Raw genomic sequence first — 19,035 nt, 5'->3', positions numbered from 1 at the left:
ATCTAAGTGAAGGCAGGAGTCGCCGCGGGGAGCGTGCTCTCCAAAAGGGTTGAATCCCCCATCTCGTTCAGGACGAGGGCCAGCGCACCCAGCACCTCCGCCCGTCCGCCGAGGGCGCCGGGGAGCACCGAGAGCTGTCGTGCGGCGCTGGGGATGGCGTAGCGCGACACGGAGTCGCGGATGGGCCCGAGGACCAGTTCGCCCGCCTCCGCGAGCGAGCCGCCGAGCACCACGCGGCTCGGGTTGAGCAGATTGCAGAGGTTGGCCACCCCGCTGCCGATGTGCCGGCCGACGTCGGCGATCACGCGGCGGCAGCCCGGGTCGCCCTCGCGGGCCAGCTGGACCACCCGCTCCATGGTGAGATCGGCCCCGTGGCCGGGCTGGAGCAGGGGCAGGACGTACCTGGCGGCCGCGAAGGTCTCCAGGCAGCCGCGGTTGCCGCAGCGGCAGACGGGGCCCGATTCGTCGAGGGTGATGTGGCCGATCTCGCCCGCCGTGCCGCCCGGCCCCCGGTAGATGTGCCCGTCGATCACCAGACCGGCGCCGACACCGCTCGCGACCTTGATGTACGCGAGGTCCCGGACCCCGCGGCCGCTCCCCCACACCAACTCGCCCAGCGCCCCGAGGTTGGCGTCGTTGTCGACGTACACCGGCACGCCGAGGCGTCCGGCGAGCTCCTCGCTGGGGTTGATGCCCGTCCAGCCCGGCAGGATCGACGTGGAGCCCAGCGTGCCGGACTCGACGTCGATCGGGCCGGGAACACCGAGGCCCACCCCGATGACCTTGCCCGGGCTGATCCCGGTGGTCTCGATCAGCCGGTTGACCAGCTGTTCCGCCCGTCCGAAGCCCTCGGCGGACGAGGCGTCCACGTCCAGCGGCTCGGACTCCTCGGCGAGCACCTGATGGGCCAGGTTGCCGACCGCCACCCGCAGGTGCGTGTGCCCGAAGTCGACGCCGATCACGATGCCCGCGTCCCCGCTGAGCGAGACGCTGCGGGCCCGGCGGCCGCCGGCCGAGGTGGGGGTCACCTCGACGGTGCCGCCCTCCTTCAGTTCACGAACGATATTGGAGACGGTGGCCGCGGAGAGGCCCGTGCTCCTGGCGATCTCCGCCTGGGTGAGCGAGCCCGCCATACGTACGGCGCGCACGACCCGCTCAAGGTTGGCGCGATGCAGAGATGTCTGCGACCCCGGAGTCTCCATCGACTCTCTCACTCCTGCCATATTCTCCAACATGTGAACCCTAAGCTGACCGTTTTGGGGTGCGCCCCGTCAAGACCTTGAGCAGTCGAAGCCTCGTATGAGCACAGAGCCCCCGCATGGCACGCTCCGCGAACTCCCCCTTACACAGACGAACCGCCCGTCGGCAGGACTGCCGGCGGGCGGTTCGGTGGTTCGGTGGAGAAAGCGCTTGAGCTATTACTTCACCGCTCCCGCGGTCAGACCGGCCACGACCTGACGCTGGAAGACGATGTAGGCCGCGAGGACCGGAAGCATCGCCATCACCAGACCGGCGAAGAGTCCGGACCAGTCGCCCTTGTAGCCCTGGCTGTTGGCCAGTTCGACGAGCCCCTGGGAGAGCACCCGGTGGTTGGGGTCGCTGTTCAGCACCGTCGGCAGCATGTACTGGTTCCACTGCCCCAGGAAGTTGAAGATGCCCACGCTGATCAGGCCCGGCTTCGCCATGGGCAGCATCACCTGGAAGAACGTCCGGGTGTGCGAGGCCCCGTCGATCATCGCCGCCTCCGCCACGGAGCCCGGCAGCGTCCGGAAGAAGGCGGTGAGGAAGAAGACGGTGAACGGCAACGAGTAGGCGATGTAGACCAGGATCAGTCCGTGCGTGGTGTTCAGCAGCCCCATGTTGTTCATCACGAAGAACAGCGGGACCAGCGCCAGGATGATCGGGAAGCTCATCCCGCCGATGAACAGGTAGTACACGAAGCGGTTGCCCGGGAAGTCGAACCGGGCCAGCACGTAGGCCGCCATCGAGCCCAGCAGCAGGGTGCCGATGAGTGAACCTCCGACCACCACGATGGTGTTCAGGAAGTATTCGCTCATGTGCGCCTGACCCCAGGCGCGTGACCAGTTCTCGAAGTGGAGCTTGTCCGGCAGCGCCCAGGGCGTCGACAGGATCGAGTCGTCGGTCTTGAACGAGGTCATGACCGCCCAGAGCAGCGGCATGACCACCAGGATCGCCCAGATGATCAGCACACCGTGCGAGAAGACGTTGAGGACCTTGCCCTCGCCGCTCTTCTTCTTGCCGCCCTGCGCGGGCTCCTTGGACACGGGGGCCGGTTCCGTCACCGTGACCACGGGAGGGGTTTCAGTGGCCTTCACGTGTGCTCACCTCGTACTGTCGAGCCGGCCGCCCAGGCCGGGCTGTCTTGCCTGCTGGGGATCCGGGCAACGCGTCCCGGGAAGCACAGCATCAGAACTCCAGCCGCTCGCGCCGGCCCAGGCGCATCACGATGGCGGCGAACACCATGGTGACGATGAGCAGCCCCACACCGATCGTGGTCGCGTATCCGGCCTGACCGTCGCGGAACGCCGTCTGGTAGACGTACAGCGGCAGGACCGAGGTCGAGTAGTCGGGGCCGCCGGGGCCCACGGTCATGACCTGTACGGCCGTGAACGCCTCGACCCCGAGCGCCAGGATTCCCATGTAGACCCACCCCGACTGCACCGTGTCCCAGAGAAGCGGCAGGGTGATCTTGAAGAACGTCGTGACGCGGCTGGCCCCGTCCAGGAGCGCCGCCTCGTAGAAGTCCTTCGGGATGGAGGCCATTCCGGCGGAGAAGAGGACGACGAAGAATCCGACGGTCGACCAGACCAGAACCACCATGACGCAGATGAGCGCCAGGTTCGGGTCACCCAGCCAGTCAGGCTGGACGGAGTCGAGTCCGATTCCCTTGAGCGCCGAATTCAGCATTCCACTGCGCGGGTTGTACGCGAACTGGAACAGCAGGGCGACGATGACGATCGAGAGCACCTGCGGGAAGAAATAGGCGATCTTGTAGAACCCCGAGCCCCGCACGCCGGAGACCGCGGCGTTCTTGCGCCGTCGGCCTCCGACATTGAGCATGAAGGCGAAGAAGAGCGCGAGGCCCAGCGTCACCAGCGGCAGCAGCAGCACGAGCAGCACGCTGTGCTGCAGCGACTTCCAGAAAATGTCGTCCTTGAGCATCCTCGTGTAGTTGTCGAGGCCGACCATCTTGAAGTCCGGGCTCAGGCCGGTCCAGTCCGTGAACGAGTAGTAGATGGACTGGATGAACGGCCAGATGACGAAGACCGCATACAACGCCAGTGGGGCTACCAGGAACCCCACAATGAACCGGTACTTGCCGTGCTGCATCGTTTACCGACCCCGATCTTTCCGCGGGTGCCGCCGCTGGTGACGGTTGCTCACTGGTGCCTGTAGTGCTTGATGGACTGGTCCTTGGCCGCGGCGTCCGCGTAGGCCTGGATCTTCTTGATGGCCTCGGCGGGCGTCAGACGCCCGGCCATCATCTCGCCGATGCCGGCGGTGCCGATCTGCTCCTTCTGGAGCTTCACGTACCAGTCCTGCATCCGCGGGTTCACCACGTTGTCGCCGGCCTTCTTCAGCGCGTCGACACCGGCCTGCATGGCCGTGGAGAGGGTCAGGCCGTCGGTGCCGCCGTTGAAGGCGCTCAGGGACTTGACCTGCTTGGTGAAGTTCTTCGAGGACTCCTCGGAGAGCATGATGCGCAGCTGCTCCATGCCGCCCTGGGGGTTCTTCGCCTTGGCCGGGACGACGAAGGGCTCGCCGCCGGACGCCCAGATGGTGCCGAAGGGCAGCTTGTCGGACGAGTCCAGGCCAGAGGGGGCCGAGACCATCATCTTGAAGTCCTTGGGCGTGGTCTTGGCCGCCTCGTTCTCCACCCACGAACCGTTCGGGATGAAGAGCGCCTTGCCCTTGGTCCACTCGGTCTGCGACTGGATGTGGGTCAGGCCCGGGGTGCCCTGGAGGATGTACCCCTTCTTGTACAGCTCGTAGTACGCCTCGAACGCCGCCTTGACCGCGGGGTCCTTCCAGGCGTTCGGCTCCAGGTTGTCGATCTTGTCGAGAACCTCCCGGCCACCGATCTTGCCGATGAACGGGTAGAGCGAGAACGGCAGGTAGTACGGGTACTTGCCCGCGTACGTCCAGCCGGCGATGCCCTTCTTCTTCGCCTTCTCGCACAGGGCGAGCATGGCGTCCCAGTCCTCGGGGTACTGAGCGTCCAGGTTCTCCAGCGCGGTCTGCGAGTACCAGACACCGTAGACCGTGTACGCGTAGTACATGATCCAGACCGGGTCGCCGTCGAACTGGCCCATCTCCAGGACACCGGGGCGCAGGGTGTCGCGGACCTTCTTGCTCGGGTCGTCGATGGACGGGGCGTCCATCAGCGGCGTCAGGTCGAGCAGCTGCTTCTTGCCGACGAGGACACCCATGTCCATCTGCTCGGCACCGGAGTTGTCGATCAGGTCCGGCGGGGTGCCGCCGTTGAAGCGCGGCTGCAGCTGCGACTGGATCTTCTGGGTCGCGGCGTGCTTGACCTTGGCCTTCGGGAAGGCCGCGGTGTACTTCTTCTCGGCGTCGATCGCGTACTGCTGGCCGAAGCCGCCGTCGAAGATGACCACGTCGAGAGCGGCCGTCTCGTTGACGCCCAGCGGGTTCTTCGCGCTGGTCTTGCCCTTCTCGACCTGGTCGTCGCTGCCGCTGTCGCCGCTCGCACACGCCGACAGGAAGCTCATCGTCGGAACGGTGATCAGACCGAGTGCGGCAGACCGCTTGATCAGATCGCGACGGCCAAGGCCCTCATTCTTTTGGGCGGAGGTGGATCCCATGCTCAAGTCCTCGCCTTCTCCAGGACTCAGGCGGTGTGTACCGGTCGCCCGTCGATATTCGCCTCAGGCGAAGGGCCCCGCCACCGCGGTCAGTTGCGCTTGGGTGGTACAGATTTTCAGGCTAGCCAATGCAGTGGGGGGCGCGGGGAGACCGAACAGCGGACGCACCTGCGGCGCCCCCGTTGCCCTGCCCCCGTGTCTCCCTGACCGCACAGTTGGAAAGAAGCTGTGCAGACGCCGACAGGTATAGTCCACTTGTCGCCAACTGAGCAAGATCGAATGCAGGTTTGGGCGGCAGTCTTTCCCGAGTTGAGACCTCGCGGATACCTCGGCACCGCACGGCCTCCTTCGGATGTAACGATTTCCGCATTCCGGTCGATTCGAACACCGGGTCTGTTCCAACACCCTTGACACCAACCGCCACTTCACTCCCTACTGGTTCCTGCGCCCCCCTCTGACAACGTTGTCCAAGCGCACTTCCTCGGGAGGAATGGCTCGGCATGCAGCCCCGACATGGTTCTCGTAAGAGACAAAGCAGCACGGCCGCGCTGATCGCGGCCTCACTCGTCCTGCTCGTGACCGCCCCCACCGCCGCCGCCGCCACCTCGGCCGGTACGAACGCGAAGGGCCAGAAGGCCGCCGGCGACCGGACATTCAGCTCGTCCTTCGAGGCGGACGAAAAGCAGCCGGACTGGCGCAATACCGTTGAAGAAGGCCCTGACGGAAAGAAGCGGGCATCGGGTATCGATGGCGGCTTCTCCGCCGGAATACCGGGCAATGTCACCGACAAGGTCACAGATGTCCGCGCCAGCGAGGAGAACACCGGCGGCGGCGAGGTGAAGGAAAACCTCGTCGACGGACAGTCCGGTACGAAGTGGCTGTCGTTCAAGCCCACCGCCTGGGCCGAGTTCGATCTCGTCGAGCCCGTGAAGGTCGTGACGTACGCGCTGACCTCGGCCGACGACCACGACGAGCGGGACCCGAAGGACTGGACCCTTCAGGGCTCCGAGGACGGCAAGACCTGGACGGACCTGGACACGCGGACCGGCCAGACCTTCAGTGAGCGCTTCCAGACCAAGTCGTACGACTTCACGGCGGACAAGGCCTACCAGCACTTCCGCCTGGACATCACGAAGAACAACGGCGCCCCGGACGCGACCCAGCTCGCCGACGTCCAGTTCTCCGACGGGGACACCTCCGCCCCCGCCCCCGACGACATGCGCAGCCAGATCGACCGCGGCCCGTCCGGCTCCCCCACCGCCAAGGCCGGCGCGGGCTTCACCGGCAAGAAGGCGCTGCGGTACGCGGGCACGCACAAGGCGGACGGCCGGGCGTACTCGTACAACAAGATCTTCGACGTCAACACGGCCGTCACCCGGGACACCGAACTTTCCTACCTGGTGTACCCCCAGATGGGCGAGACGGACCTGTCCTACCCGGCCACGCACGTCGCGGTGGACCTCGCGTTCACGGACGGCACCTACCTCAGCGATCTGCGCGCCACCGACACCAACGGCGGCCTGCTGACTCCCGGTGGCCAGGCCGACGCCAAGCGGCTGTACGTCAACCAGTGGAACAAGGTCGACGCGCGCATCGGCACGGTCGCGGCCGGCAAGACCGTCGACCGGATCCTCGTCGCGTACGACTCCCCCAAGGGCCCCGCGAAGTTCCAGGGCTGGATCGACGACGTCAAGATCGCCCCGAAGGCGCCCGAGAAGCGCAGGAAGCACCTCTCGGACTACGCCTCGACCGTCCGCGGCACCAACTCCAGCGGCGGCTTCTCCCGGGGCAACAACTTCCCCGCCACCGCCGTCCCCAACGGCTTCAACTTCTGGACGCCGGTCACCAACGCCGGATCGACCAGTTGGCTGTACGACTACGCGCGCGGCAACAACGACGACAACCTGCCCACCCTGCAGGCCTTCAGCGCCAGCCATGAGCCGAGCCCCTGGATGGGCGACCGGCAGACCTTCCAGCTGATGCCGTCGGCGGCCTCCGGCACCCCGGACGCCTCGCGCACGGCCCGTGCGCTGCCGTTCAAGCACGAGAACGAGACGGCGAGGCCCCACTACTACGGGGTGACGTTCGAGAACGGTCTCAAGGCCGAGATGACGCCGACCGACCACGCGGCACGGATGCGGTTCACGTATCCGGGCAAGGACGCGAGCATGGTCTTCGACAACGTCTCCAACGACGGCGGTCTGACCCTCGATGCGAAGACGAGCTCCTTCACCGGCTTCTCCGACGTGAAGAGCGGCGGCTCGACCGGTGCCACCCGGCTCTTCGTGTACGGCGTCTTCGACGCCCCCGTCACCGGCAGCGGCAAGCTCTCCGGCGGCGGCGGCGATGACGTCACGGGCTACCTGCGCTTCGACGCGGGCAAGGACCGTACGGTCAACCTGCGGCTCGCCACCTCGCTGATCAGCATCGACCAGGCCAAGCAGAACCTGGCCGCCGAGATCCCCGCCTCGCGCTCCTTCGGCCGGGTCGAGGACAAGGCCCAGGGCACCTGGGACGACCTGCTGGGCAAGGTCGAGGTCGAGGGCGCGTCCGCCGACCAGCTGACCACGCTGTACTCCAGCATGTACCGGCTCTACCTCTACCCGAACTCGGGCTTCGAGAAGGTCGGCGGCAAGGACAAGTACGCCTCCCCGTTCTCCCCGCAGGTCGGCTCGGACACCCCGACGCACACCGGCGCGAAGATCGTCGACGGCAAGGTGTACGTCAACAACGGCTTCTGGGACACCTACCGGACGACGTGGCCGGCGTACTCCTTCCTCACGCCGAAGAAGGCCGGCGAGATGGTCGACGGCTTCGTCCAGCAGTACAAGGACGGCGGCTGGATCTCCCGCTGGTCCTCCCCCGGCTACTCGGACCTGATGACCGGCACCTCCTCGGACGTCGCGTTCGCGGACGCGTACGTCAAGGGCGTGGACTTCGACGCCGAGGCGGCGTACGACGCGGCCCTGAAGAACGCCACGGTCGTCCCGCCGACCTCGGGCGTCGGCCGCAAGGGCATGGAGACGTCCCCGTTCGCCGGGTACGCCAACACCTCGACCCACGAGGGCCTGTCCTGGTCGCTGGAGGGATACCTCAACGACTACGGCATCGCGCAGATGGGCCAGGCCCTCTACAAGAAGACCCACAAGCAGCGCTACAAGGACGAGTCCGAGTACTTCCTGAACCGGGCCCGTAACTACGTCGAGCTGTTCGACGACAAGGCGGGCTTCTTCCAGGGCAAGGACGCCAAGGGCGACTGGCGGCTCCCGTCCGACCAGTTCGACCCGCGCGTCTGGGGCTACGACTACACCGAGACGAACGGCTGGGGCTACGCCTTCACCGCCCCGCAGGACAGCAAGGGCCTCGCCAACCTGTACGGCGGCCGGGACGGTCTGGCCAAGAAGCTGGACACGTACTTCTCCACCCCCGAGACGGCGGGCCCCGAGTTCGTCGGCAGTTACGGCGGCGTCATCCACGAGATGACGGAGGCCCGTGACGTACGGATGGGCCAGTACGGCCACAGCAACCAGGTCGCGCACCACGTCACGTACATGTACGACGCGGCCTCGCAGCCGTACAAGACCCAGGAGAAGGTCCGCGAGGTCCTGAGCCGTCTCTACACGGGCAGCGAGATCGGCCAGGGTTACCACGGCGACGAGGACAACGGCGAGCAGTCGGCCTGGTTCCTCTTCTCCTCCCTCGGCTTCTACCCGCTGGTGATGGGCAGTGGCGAGTACGCGATCGGCTCCCCGCTGTTCACCAAGACGACCGTGCACCTGGAGAACGGCCACGACCTGGTCGTCAAGGCGCCGAAGAACAGCGCGAAGAACATCTACGTCCAGGGCCTGAAGGTCAACGGCAAGAAGTGGACCTCCACCTCGCTGCCGCACGACCTGCTGGCCAAGGGCGGGGTGCTGGAGTTCGACATGGGCTCCGAGCCGTCGGCCTGGGGCACCGGCAAGGACGCCGCCCCGGTCTCGATCACCAAGGACGACAAGGTGCCGTCGCCGAAGAAGGACGTCCTGAAGGGCGAGGGCGCGCTGTTCGACAACACCTCCGCCACCACGGCCAAGGCCTCCACGGTGGAGCTGCCGGTCCCCTCGGCGACGAACGCGGTCCAGTACACGCTGACGTCGGCCGAGGCGGCCAAGGCACCGAGCGGGTGGACCCTGCAGGGGTCCTCGGACGGTACGACCTGGAAGGACCTCGACAAGCGGTCCGGCCAGTCGTTCGCCTGGGACAAGCAGACGAGGGCCTTCACGGTGAACGCCCCCGCCTCGTACGCGCACTACCGCCTGGTGCTCGACACGGAGTCGACGCTCGCGGAGGTGGAGCTGATCTCCTGACCCTGCGCACTTCACACGGCCGGCCGGTACCTCCTCGCGAGGTTCCGGCCGGTCGCGGTTCTCGCGCAACCACACGTGCGGGTGGATGTGTGCCGATCGGGGGTACGGGGCCGTGGGCGGGCCGCTACATTCCGTGGCATGCCGCAGCCGAAGGACCTGGACCCGTACACCGATCCCCGCGCCTTCTACGGCGCCGAGTTACGCCGGCTGCGCGAGGCGGCCGGGCTGTCTCAGGGCGAGTTGGGATCCCGGGCGTTCTGCTCCGGGACGTACATCGGGCTGTTCGAAGCGGGGGAACGACGGCCCCAGTTGGAGCTGTCGCGCACGCTCGACGGGTTGCTGGGGAGCGGCGAGCATCTTCAGCGGCTGTGCCTTCTGGCACGGAAGTCGAAGGTGGCGGGGTACTTCGCGGATGCGGTCGAGCTCCAGGCGCGGTCCTCGTCCATCGACAGCTACACGGCCATGCTCGTGCCCGGCCTGTTGCAGACCGCCTCTTACGCGCGGGCGCTCACCCGGGCCGCGCATCCCTTCGCCACCGCAGAGGTGGTCGAAGGCCATGTCACGACGCGCATGGAGCGCGCCCAGCTCCTCGACTCGCCCGCCGCGCCGGTGTTGTGGGTCATGATTCATGAGGCTGCTCTGCTCGTGCCCGTCGGTGGGCGTGTTGTCATGGCCGAGCAGCTCAACCACCTTGCCGAGCAGACGGATTCCCGCCCTCGTATCGTCACTCAGGTACTCCCGTTCTCCGCCGGGGCGCATCCCTTCCTGCACGCTTCCATGCTGCTGATGCAGTTCACCGACGCCCCGGCCGTGGTGTACACGGAGAGCGCCTACAGCGGCCAACTCGTGGAAGAACCCCTGCTGGTGGAGCAGTACAGCACCGCATACGATCTGGCCAGGGCTGCCGCGCTGTCGCCGGAGGCTTCCCTGGTTCGGATCGTCTCGGCGGCGAGGGAGTTCGCGACGCCATGAGCACCACACCTGACCTGAGCACCGCCGTCTGGCGCACGTCGTCGTACAGCAACGGGGACGGCGGCGACTGCGTCGAGATCGCCGACAACCTCCCCGGCATCGTTCCCGTACGCGACAGCAAGACCGGCCCCGAGGGGCCTGCGATCACCTTCGCGGTGGCGCACTGGGCACCCTTCGTCGCGGCCATCGGCAACGGCTCGCTCTGACGGGAACTCCCCCGTGTCCGTCGCGCGTCATGAAGACCGTGATCGATATCGACGGCGTGACGCTCGACGAACTCAGCGAGATCTGGGACGACATACGGGAGAACTACGAGACATCCGACAACAGCGCCTATGACCGGGCGGTGCTCGACTGCGCTGCCCGGCTCGCCTCCGATCCCGGTGGCGAGTCCGCCTACGTGTGGGCGATCGGGCTGGCCGTAATGGCCCCGTACCTCACCTGGCTGCCCGGCGCAGGCGTCGTACAGCAGGCCACGGCAGCGCTGGAAGCTGCCGACAGCGCCCTGCGCGACCGCGCTTGCCCTCACGACTCGCATCCGTACCGGGACCACGACGACGAGGAAGACGCGTACCTCGCCGAACTGCTGCCCGCGCTCGCCGACGAGAGCGCCGACTGGGACGAGGACAGCCCTCGGAGCGAGTGGTGTTGCCCGCGCAACGCGGCCGGATTCGCGCGGATCGGCCTGGACATCATCCACCCCGGATCGGTCGCGGATGTGCCACCCCGTCTGCCGGTGGAGGCCAAGGACAGCATCAGTACGCTGTCGGCGCTGCTGCACGGGTACCCGAAGCCGTGGACCGACATCGACGACGAGATCAGCAGCCAGGCGTCGGAGCTGTCCGGCGCGGACCCGGCGGACCGTGCCGGGCGGCTGATGGTGGTCCGGGCGGTGACCTGGTACGCGGTGTCCGGCATGGTGCGTACGAAGTCCGTACTCGACGACCTGGCCGAAGCGGTGGAGGAGGCGCTGCCGCACTTCGCCCACGGCGACTGCGCCCACGACGGGCACCCCGCTCTGCCGGGCAGCGGGCCGGACGCTGCGGCACTCGGCATCATGCTGAGCAGTGCCGGCGGGCGGGAGATCTACGAACGTGGCCGCATCGCATCGGGCCGGAACGCCCCGCTCGACGCAGTGGCGTGTCCGGTCCTCATGGCAGAGGTCGCGGACGGGACGCTGGAACTACTGCGCAGGCGGCGGGAAGAGCTCTTCGGGGAGCGCGACACCTCGCACGCCGACGCCGAGTATCTGCGTGCGGACGGCCGGCTGAACATCGAGAAGCTCGTGGAGCGGACGGACAACAAGAGCTGGAACCAGGAGTACGCCGACGATCTGGGACTGTGGGCCGCCCGTCGTCACGGGCAGTCCGCCGACGACCGGGATCGCGCCGTACTGCTGCTCGTGGCCCACCAGGCGATGAACATCTCCTACCCGAGCCCTCCGCTCTCCGTCGTCCGGGGCGTCCTGGCCACCATGCGCGCCGTCGTTGCGGCTCCCCTGCCCGCCGAGTGCCTGCACGAGGACGAGCACCCGGCTCTGCGCGGCGCGGGGTTCCGCGACGGCATGGCGCATTTCTGGGCCCCGGAGGAGTTCCCGCCGGGCGAGGAGTCCCGCAGCGCGGAGTCCTGGACCTGCCCGCGGTTCGCGGCCGAGATCGCCGAGAAGTGCATCGAAGACCTGGCGGGCCTGTACGAGGAGGACGAGCCGGCCGACGCGAGCTGACGTCGGGCAGCCGTGTCCTTCAGAGCTGCGGGGTGTCCGGGACGGCGGCGGGGAACAGGCTCTCCGGCAGCGTCACGTTCCACGCTGTGATCACCGGCTGGCCGTGCTCCGTGCCGAGCCGGGACACGGCTCCCGTGGCGAGCTGGAACAGCGTGCCCTCGGCCGGGGTCAGGCCGAGGTAGCGGGCCGTCAGGACACGGAGGAAGTGGGAGTGGGCGACGAGGGCGATGTCCTCGTCGCCGGCCCGTTCGGCGGCCTCCCTGACCTCGGCCAGGATCCGGTCGGCCCGTTCGCCCACCCCTGCGGGGGTCTCACCGGGGTGCGCCTCGGGACCGGCCGTGACGCCGTCGGTCCAGAGGTTCCAGTCGGGTCGGGTGAGGTGGATGTCGTGGGTGGTGATGCCCTCGTAGCCGCCGTAGTCCCACTCGCGCAGCTCGGGGGTGATGCGGGGCGCGGCCAGCCCTGCGAGCTCGGCGGTGCGCCGGGCCCGTACCGAAGGGCTGACCAGGGTGAGGGCGATGTGCCGGTCGGCGAGCAGGGGCGCGAGGGCGCGGGCCTGGCGTTCGCCGAGCGGCGTCAGGGGCAGGTCGGTGTGGCTCGTGTGCTGTCCGTTGCGGGACCACTCGGTCTCACCGTGCCGGATCAGGATCAACTCGCCCATGGAGGCCATCCGCTCTCAGTGCCGTTACCGCTCACGTGGCGGGTGCCGCTCACGTGCTGTCGAGGGTGTGAACCCGCTGGTCCACGATCGCATTCCGCCCGTGGCGAGGCGGGCGGGCGCGCCCGGGAGTGATCAGATGCGGCTATGCGGGCCGGCGGCGACCGGCGAGGATCTCCGCGATGACGTGCCGTGCGGTGTCGGCCATGAACGCGTTGGTCTCCCGGTAGTGCTGGAGCTCCATCAGCGCGATCGACAGCGCCCACCCGATGCCCCGTGCCCAGGCGGCGTCGTCCGCCTCCGCCGCGGCGCGGAAGGTGTCGCGCGCCCCGGCGGGCAGCACGTACCAGGCCGCGATCAGGTCGACAGCGGCGTCGCCCAGGCCGAGGCAGCCGAAGTCGATGACGGCGGTGAGCCGTCGGTCGGCCGTGAGCATGTTGCCGGGTTGCAGGTCCGCGTGGATCCAGACGGGAGGCCCGGTCGGTGCGGGTGCGCGCAGGGCCGTCTCCCAGACGTCGGCGACCGCCGCGACGTCGATCTCGGTGGTCAGGTCCGCGAGGGCCTTGCGGACTTCGCGGTCCCGGGCGGTCAGGGGTTCGCTGCGGTAGGAGGATGGCCCGTCGGCGGGGTCGATACGGTGGAGTGCGGTGACGAACTCGGCCAGGTCCCGGGCGAGCGGGGCGGCTTCGGTGGTGTCGCCGGCCGTCGGGCACTTCCCGTCGAGCCAGCCGTAGACGGACCAGGGGTAGGGGTAGCCGTAGCCGGGCACGCCTGCGCCCAGCGGTACGGGAACGGCGACCGGGAGCGCGGGGGCCAGGCGCGGCAGCCAGCGATGTTCCTTCGCGGTGTCGTCGGCCGAGCCCGCTGTGCGAGGAAGCCGGACCACGAGGTCCTCGCCGAGCCGGTACATCGCGTTGGCTGTCCCAGCAGTGCCGACGCGGGTGGCGGGGAGGCCGGCCCACCGGGGGAACTGCGCGGCGATCAGCCGGTGCACCAGCGCGGCGTCGGTTGCGGGCTCGTCAGCGTGCATCACTACCGTCCTGGAGGGTGATCCTCGGTCGCCCGCCATACGACCTCGGCGGCGGCAGCCGGGTCAACCACTTTCCCGTCCGGGGCCGTGCCCCGGACGGGAACGGGATCAGCCCTTGACGACCTCCAGAGCCGCGTCGCCGACGACCACGACCTCGTACGGCCGGTCCGTGTCCGCCGTGACGCGGAGCGTGCCGCCCTCGCGGACCAGTTCGTACGTGGCGGCGGGGGCGCCCGTGAGGTCGGGGACCGTCACCGTGCGGGTGAAGTCGCCGAGGCCCTCGGGGGCGTACACGCGCAGTTCGAGGTTCTGCGTCCAGTCGCTGTCGGGGCGGGAGGCGTCCGCGCCGAGCGGCAGGACCGCGCCGGGGCGGACCAGGAGCGGGAGGCTGTCGAAGCCGTAGGTGTCCCGGTGCCAGGCCGGGCCGGTGACGGTCTCGCCGGTCAGGAAGTGCGTCCAGGTGCCCTCGGGGACGTAGTACTCGACCCGGCCGTCCTCGCTGAAGACCGGCGCCACCAGGAGGTCCGGGCCCAGCAGGTACTGGCGGTCCACCGTGCGGGTGGCCGGGTCGTCGGGGAACTCCAGCAGCATCGGGCGCATGGTGGGGACGCCGGTGCGGTGGGCCTCGGCGGCGGCACCGTACAGGTACGGCATGAGGCGGTGCTTCAGCTCGGTGAACTGCTTGGCGACCGCGACCGCCTCGTCGCCGAACTCCCACGGCACCCGGTAGGACGAGGAGCCGTGCAGGCGGCTGTGCGAGGAGAGCAGGCCGAAGGCGAGCCAGCGCTTGAAGACGGCGGGGTCGGGGGTGCCTTCGAAGCCGCCGATGTCATGGCTCCAGAAGCCGAAGCCGGAGAGGGACAGGGAGAGTCCGCCGCGCAGGGACTCGGCCATCGCCTCGAAGGAGGACCAGCAGTCGCCGCCCCAGTGGACCGGGAACTGCTGGCCGCCGGCGGTGGCGGAGCGGGCGAAGAGGACCGCCTCGCCCTGGCCGCGCTCCTTCTCCAGGAGCTCGAAGACCGACTTGTTGAACAGGTGCGTGTAGTAGTTGTGCATCCGCTCCGGGTCGGAGCCGTCGTGCCAGACGACGTCGGTGGGGATGCGCTCGCCGAAGTCCGTCTTGAAGCCGTCGACGCCCTGGTCGAGGAGGGGCTTCAGCTTGGACTGGAACCAGGCGGTGGCCTCGGGGTTGGTGAAGTCGACCAGCGCCATGCCGGCCTGCCACTTGTCCCACTGCCAGACGTCGCCCTCGGGGGTGAGGACGAAGTAGCCCTTCTCCGCGCCCTCCGCGTACAGGGCGCTCTTCTGCGCGATGTACGGGTTGATCCAGACGCAGATCTTCAGGCCCTTCGCCTTGAGCCGGGCGAGCATGCCGACCGGGTCGGGGAAGGTGTCCGGGTCCCATTCGAAGTCGCACCACTGGTACTCGCGCATCCAGAAGCAGTCGAAGTGGAAGACGGAGAGCGGGATGCCGCGCTCGGCCATGCCGTCCACGAACGAGGTGACGGTCGCCTCGTCGTAGTCGGTGGTGAACGAGGTGGTCAGCCAGAGGCCGAACGACCAGGCCGGCGGCAGGGCCGGACGGCCGGTGAGCGCGGTGTAGCGGGTGAGGACGTCCTTGGGCGTGGGGCCCGCGACGACGAAGTACTCCATCGTCTGGTCCTCGACACTGAACTGCACCTGGCCGACGGCCTCGGAGCCGACCTCGAAGGAGACCTTGCCGGGGTGGTTGACGAAGACACCGTAGCCGCGCGAGGAGAGGTAGAACGGGACGTTCTTGTACGCCTGTTCGCTGCTGGTGCCGCCGTCGGCCTGCCACATGTCGACGACCTGGCCGTTCTTGACGTACGGGGTGAACCGCTCGCCGAGGCCGTGGATCGTCTCGCCGACGCCGAGGGCGAGCTGGGCGAACATGTGGTGCCCGCCGTCCTGGACCGTGGCGAAGGCGGTGCCCTTGCGACCGGCGGTGGTCAGGAGCCGGCCGTCCGCGTCCAGGAACTCCAGGCCGAAGCCGCCCTCGGTGGGGAGCCTGAGGGTGAGCGGTCCGCTGGTGAGCTCGGCGGTGGGGCCGTCGTCACGGGTGGTGGCCTTGGCGTCACCGGTGGCGCCGGGCAGGCCGAACTCGGGGCCGGGGCGGCGCTTGCCCGCGAGGTGGGTGACGCGGACGCCGATGACGCCTTCGGCGGCGGCGTACGCCTCCACCGTGATCAGGGGGGCGTTGAGCGTGTCCCCGCGCCGCGTCACGCGCTTGACGGCGGCGTGGGCGGTGAGGCGGTCGGCGTCGAGGCGCAGGTCGCGGATTTCGGTGGCGTACGAGGCGTCCACACCGTCTCGCATCTGCCAGAAGCCGTCGGTGAACTTCATGGGGGGTCTTCCTTAGCCGGTGGTACAGGGGTGTTCGGGGTGCGTCGTCAGGGTGCTTCGTCAGGAGTGCGCGTCAGGAGTGCGGGCGCGGCCCGGTCGAGGACCGAGGTCACCCGGTCCCAGGTGGCCGTGTCCCGGGCCACGGCGGGCAGTTCGCGGCCCGCGCCGGTGCCCCACTCCGTCGCCAGGGCCACCGGGTCGCGCCCGGTGGCGGCGCCCGCGGCGAGAGCGGCCGCGCCCAGGGCGACCAGCTCGCCGGAGTCCGGGAGGATCACCGCACGGCCGGACAGCCGGCGTACGGTCTCCACCCACATCGTGCCCCGCGCTCCCCCGCCGATCAGCCGCAGCGGCGCGTCGGGCGCGTCGAGCGGCAGCTCGTCCAGGGCACGCAGGACGGCGACGACCGCGCCCTCGTAGGCGGCGCCGAGGATCTGCTGCCGGGTCGTGTCGTGCCGCAGCCCGTGCAGGAGGCCGGAGGCGGCCGGGAGGTCCGGGGTGCGCTCGCCGTCCAGGAAGGGCAGCAGCACGGCCTCGCCGCCGGGTACGGCGTCCTCACGGTCCAGGCCGAGCAGCTCGGCGACCTTGTCCACGGCGAGGGTGCAGTTCAGGGTGCAGCCCAGCGGGAGGCGGGTGCCGTCGGTGGCGGCGAAGCCGGCGAGCAGGGCGGAGTGCGGGCGGTTGCGGGTGGCGGCGAAGACGGTGCCCGAGGTGCCCAGGCTGACGACCGGGTGGTCCAGGAGCCCTTCGGCGCCCAGGCCGAGGCCCACCGCGGCGGCCATGTTGTCGCCAGTGCCGGCGGCGACGGGGATGTCGGCGGGCAGGCCGAGGGCGCGGGCGGCCTCGGTGGTGAGGTGTCCGGCGGGGGTGGCCCCGGTGGCGGCGACCGTGGACAGCATGTCCGCGCGGATGCCGGTGAGGGCGAGCAGCTCGGGGTCGTAACCCTGGGTGGCGGGGTCGTACCAGCAGGTGCCGGACGCGTCGCCGGGATCGGTGACGGCGGCGCCGCACAGCCGTTCGGTGAGGAAGTCGTGCGGGAGGCGGACGGCGGCGGCCCTGGCGGCGGTGGACGGTTCGTTCTCGCGCAGCCACATCCACTTGGCGGCGGTCATCGAGGCGACGGGCACCGTTCCGGTGCGGTCCAGCCAGGCGTCCCGGCCGAGTGCGGCGGTGAGGGCGGCGGCCTGCGGGGCCGAGCGGGTGTCGTTCCACAGGATCGCGGGGCGCAGCGGGCGGCCCTCGGCGTCCAGGGTGACGAGCCCGTGCTGCTGGCCGGCCACGGCGATCCCGGTGACGGCGGCCGGGTCCAGCCCGGATTCGGCGAGGGCGGCGGCGACGGCCGCGCACAGGGCCTGCCACCACTGTTCCGGGTCGCTCTCGCGGGCGCCGCCCTGGCCGGTCACGGTGTGCGGGGCGCGGCCCACGGCGAGGAGCCGGCCGGTGGCGGTGTCGACGACGGCCGCCTTGGTGGACTGGGTGGAGCTGTCCACGCCGATGACGGCCGATACCGGTGCGGCGTCCGGATTCTGGGCTGGTCGCGACGGCATGTCGTACCTCGTTCCTGTGGGTCCCGATTTTGATCGTACACAAAACAAATAATTCTTCGAAGCGCTTCGACAGCACCCGAGGGTGCTCACACCCCGCCCCGCATGGGCCGCAAGACCCCCAGCACACTGCCGTGTTGCCCCTATGTGACGGGAGTGTCACTGGGATGGTCTAGAAACAAACGCCGAGATGCCGTATTAGTACTGCCAGCAAACAAATCGGTCGGACGGCAGAGCAGCCGCCCGGGCCATGTCGACAAGAGGCAGCAGAATGTCGAATCGCTTCACCCCCACCCCCGCCGACCGGTTCACCTTCGGGCTCTGGACCGTCGGCTGGCGAGGCAACGACCCCTTCGGTGACGCCACCCGCCCCGCCCTGGACCCGGTCGAGTCCGTCGAGCGCCTCGCGGAACTCGGCGCGCACGGCGTGACGTTCCACGACGACGACCTGATTCCGTTCGGGTCCTCGGACAGCGAGCGCGCCGCGATCATCACGCGTTTCAAGGCCGCCCTGGACCACACCGGTCTCAAGGTCCCCATGGCCACCACCAACCTCTTCACGCACCCCGTCTTCAAGGACGGCGGCTTCACCTCCAACGACCGCGACGTCCGCCGCTTCGCGCTGCGCAAGGTCATCCGCAACATCGACCTCGCCGTCGAGCTGGGCGCCGAGACGTATGTCGCCTGGGGCGGCCGCGAGGGCGCCGAGTCGGGTGGCGCCAAGGACGTGCGGGACGCGCTGGACCGGATGAAGGAAGCGTTCGACCTCCTCGGTGACTACGTCGTCGACCAGGGCTACGACCTGAAGTTCGCGATCGAGCCCAAGCCGAACGAGCCGCGCGGCGACATCCTGCTCCCCACCGTCGGCCACGCCCTGGCCTTCATCGAGCGCCTGGAGCGCCCGGAGATGTACGGCGTGAACCCCGAGGTCGGCCACGAGCAGATGGCCGGGCTGAACTTCGCGCACGGCATCGCGCAGGCCCTGTGGGCGGGCAAGCTCTTCCACATCGACCTCAACGGCCAGTCCGGCATCAAGTACGACCAGGACCTCCGCTTCGGCGCCGGTGACCTGCGCCAGGCCTTCTGGCTCGTCGACCTGCTGGAGAGCTCGGACTATGCGGGCCCGCTGCACTTCGACTTCAAGCCGGTGCGCACCGACGGCATCGACGGGGTGTGGGAGTCCGCGAAGAACTGCATGCGCAACTACCTGATCCTCAAGGAGCGCGCGCTGGCGTTCCGCGCCGACCCGGCCGTCCAGGAGGCGCTGGCCGCCTCCCGTCTGGACGAACTGGCGCAGCCGACCGCCGCCGACGGCGTCAAGGCCCTGCTCGCGGACCGTTCCGCGTACGAGGACTTCGACGTGGACGGCGCCGCCCAGCGCTCGATGGCCTTCGAGGCCCTCGACCAGCTCGCCATGGAGCACCTGCTCGGCGTCAGCTGACACCCCGGGGTGTCCGGCGGAGCGCCGTCGGACACCCCCGTTTCCCCGGGCACGGGACTGCCGGACCTGTGCACGGGCTGGTGGATCCACCCCGCCGGGACACAGTGGTCCCC

The 19,035-nt window shown here is 69.1% G+C and carries 13 protein-coding genes; 5 read left to right on the top strand and 8 right to left on the bottom strand.

Annotated elements, in window-relative coordinates:
- Nucleotides 1–2: 2 nt before the first annotated feature.
- The 4 genes from ACIBJG_RS01540 to ngcE all read right to left on the bottom strand — a co-directional run bounded on the left by ACIBJG_RS01540 (nt 3) and on the right by ngcE (nt 4,847).
- On the bottom strand, nt 3–1,202 hold the full coding sequence (locus ACIBJG_RS01540) for an ROK family protein (protein WP_399302758.1): 1,200 nt from the start codon (nt 1,200–1,202) through the stop codon (nt 3–5).
- A 216-nt stretch (nt 1,203–1,418) separates the two neighbouring features.
- The gene (locus ACIBJG_RS01535) at nt 1,419–2,285 is read right to left on the bottom strand and encodes a carbohydrate ABC transporter permease (protein WP_399303271.1); all 867 of its coding nucleotides are present in this window, start codon (nt 2,283–2,285) and stop codon (nt 1,419–1,421) included.
- A 142-nt stretch (nt 2,286–2,427) separates the two neighbouring features.
- Entirely contained in the window at nt 2,428–3,351 is a 924-nt protein-coding gene (locus ACIBJG_RS01530) for a carbohydrate ABC transporter permease (RefSeq protein WP_399302756.1), read from the bottom strand.
- Nucleotides 3,352–3,401: 50 nt separating this feature from the next.
- Nucleotides 3,402–4,847 carry an N-acetylglucosamine/diacetylchitobiose ABC transporter substrate-binding protein gene (ngcE, locus tag ACIBJG_RS01525; protein ID WP_399302754.1) on the bottom strand — a complete coding sequence of 482 codons (1,446 nt, stop codon included), beginning with the start codon at nt 4,845–4,847 and terminating at the stop codon, nt 3,402–3,404.
- Between the two features lie 500 nt (nt 4,848–5,347).
- Between ngcE and ACIBJG_RS01520 the strand changes: the two genes are divergently transcribed.
- The 4 genes from ACIBJG_RS01520 (at nt 5,348) to ACIBJG_RS01505 (ending at nt 11,888) form a co-directional block, all read left to right on the top strand.
- Complete coding sequence (locus ACIBJG_RS01520; protein ID WP_399302751.1) at nt 5,348–9,193, top strand: GH92 family glycosyl hydrolase; 3,846 nt, start codon at nt 5,348–5,350, stop codon at nt 9,191–9,193.
- A 138-nt stretch (nt 9,194–9,331) separates the two neighbouring features.
- Complete coding sequence (locus ACIBJG_RS01515) at nt 9,332–10,165, top strand: Scr1 family TA system antitoxin-like transcriptional regulator (protein WP_399302749.1); 834 nt, start codon at nt 9,332–9,334, stop codon at nt 10,163–10,165.
- Nucleotides 10,162–10,371, top strand: coding sequence for a DUF397 domain-containing protein (locus tag ACIBJG_RS01510; protein ID WP_399302747.1), 210 nt, complete (start codon nt 10,162–10,164; stop codon nt 10,369–10,371). The genes ACIBJG_RS01515 and ACIBJG_RS01510 overlap by 4 nt, the downstream gene beginning before the upstream one ends.
- A 29-nt stretch (nt 10,372–10,400) precedes the next feature.
- On the top strand, nt 10,401–11,888 hold the full coding sequence (locus ACIBJG_RS01505) for a hypothetical protein (protein ID WP_399302745.1): 1,488 nt from the start codon (nt 10,401–10,403) through the stop codon (nt 11,886–11,888).
- 19 nt (nt 11,889–11,907) lie between these two features.
- Here ACIBJG_RS01505 and ACIBJG_RS01500 read toward each other — a convergent pair whose 3' ends face one another.
- From ACIBJG_RS01500 to xylB, 4 genes are all read right to left on the bottom strand, one after another.
- Nucleotides 11,908–12,549, bottom strand: coding sequence for a histidine phosphatase family protein (locus tag ACIBJG_RS01500; protein WP_399302743.1), 642 nt, complete (start codon nt 12,547–12,549; stop codon nt 11,908–11,910).
- 142 nt (nt 12,550–12,691) lie between these two features.
- A complete protein-coding gene (locus tag ACIBJG_RS01495; RefSeq protein ID WP_399302741.1) occupies nt 12,692–13,576 on the bottom strand; it encodes an aminoglycoside phosphotransferase family protein in 885 nt (294 codons plus the stop codon).
- Nucleotides 13,577–13,684: 108 nt separating this feature from the next.
- A complete protein-coding gene (yicI, locus tag ACIBJG_RS01490; RefSeq protein ID WP_399302739.1) occupies nt 13,685–15,940 on the bottom strand; it encodes an alpha-xylosidase in 2,256 nt (751 codons plus the stop codon).
- A 47-nt stretch (nt 15,941–15,987) separates the two neighbouring features.
- Nucleotides 15,988–17,484 carry a xylulokinase gene (gene xylB / locus ACIBJG_RS01485; protein ID WP_399302737.1) on the bottom strand — a complete coding sequence of 499 codons (1,497 nt, stop codon included), beginning with the start codon at nt 17,482–17,484 and terminating at the stop codon, nt 15,988–15,990.
- Nucleotides 17,485–17,752: 268 nt separating this feature from the next.
- Here xylB and xylA point away from each other — a divergent pair, with 268 nt between their 5' ends.
- Complete coding sequence (xylA, locus tag ACIBJG_RS01480) at nt 17,753–18,922, top strand: xylose isomerase (protein ID WP_399302735.1); 1,170 nt, start codon at nt 17,753–17,755, stop codon at nt 18,920–18,922.
- Nucleotides 18,923–19,035: the final 113 nt, after the last annotated feature.

Origin of the sequence: Streptomyces sp. NPDC050422, assembly GCF_044458665.1 — a bacterium.
Lineage (GTDB): Bacteria > Actinomycetota > Actinomycetes > Streptomycetales > Streptomycetaceae > Streptomyces.
The sequence above is the reverse complement of the archived record's forward strand: the minus strand, read 5'-3'. Positions and strand labels throughout refer to the sequence as shown.

Coding starts and splice junctions, on each gene's coding strand:
- ACIBJG_RS01540 (WP_399302758.1), bottom strand. CDS start 1,202: ATGGAGACTCCGGGGTCGCAGACATCTCTGCATCGCGCCAACCTTGAG.
- ACIBJG_RS01530 (WP_399302756.1), bottom strand. CDS start 3,351: ATGCAGCACGGCAAGTACCGGTTCATTGTGGGGTTCCTGGTAGCCCCA.
- ngcE (WP_399302754.1), bottom strand. CDS start 4,847: ATGGGATCCACCTCCGCCCAAAAGAATGAGGGCCTTGGCCGTCGCGAT.
- ACIBJG_RS01520 (WP_399302751.1), top strand. CDS start 5,348: ATGCAGCCCCGACATGGTTCTCGTAAGAGACAAAGCAGCACGGCCGCG.
- ACIBJG_RS01515 (WP_399302749.1), top strand. CDS start 9,332: ATGCCGCAGCCGAAGGACCTGGACCCGTACACCGATCCCCGCGCCTTC.
- ACIBJG_RS01510 (WP_399302747.1), top strand. CDS start 10,162: ATGAGCACCACACCTGACCTGAGCACCGCCGTCTGGCGCACGTCGTCG.
- ACIBJG_RS01505 (WP_399302745.1), top strand. CDS start 10,401: ATGAAGACCGTGATCGATATCGACGGCGTGACGCTCGACGAACTCAGC.
- ACIBJG_RS01500 (WP_399302743.1), bottom strand. CDS start 12,549: ATGGGCGAGTTGATCCTGATCCGGCACGGTGAGACCGAGTGGTCCCGC.
- ACIBJG_RS01495 (WP_399302741.1), bottom strand. CDS start 13,576: ATGCACGCTGACGAGCCCGCAACCGACGCCGCGCTGGTGCACCGGCTG.
- yicI (WP_399302739.1), bottom strand. CDS start 15,940: ATGAAGTTCACCGACGGCTTCTGGCAGATGCGAGACGGTGTGGACGCC.
- xylB (WP_399302737.1), bottom strand. CDS start 17,484: ATGCCGTCGCGACCAGCCCAGAATCCGGACGCCGCACCGGTATCGGCC.
- xylA (WP_399302735.1), top strand. CDS start 17,753: ATGTCGAATCGCTTCACCCCCACCCCCGCCGACCGGTTCACCTTCGGG.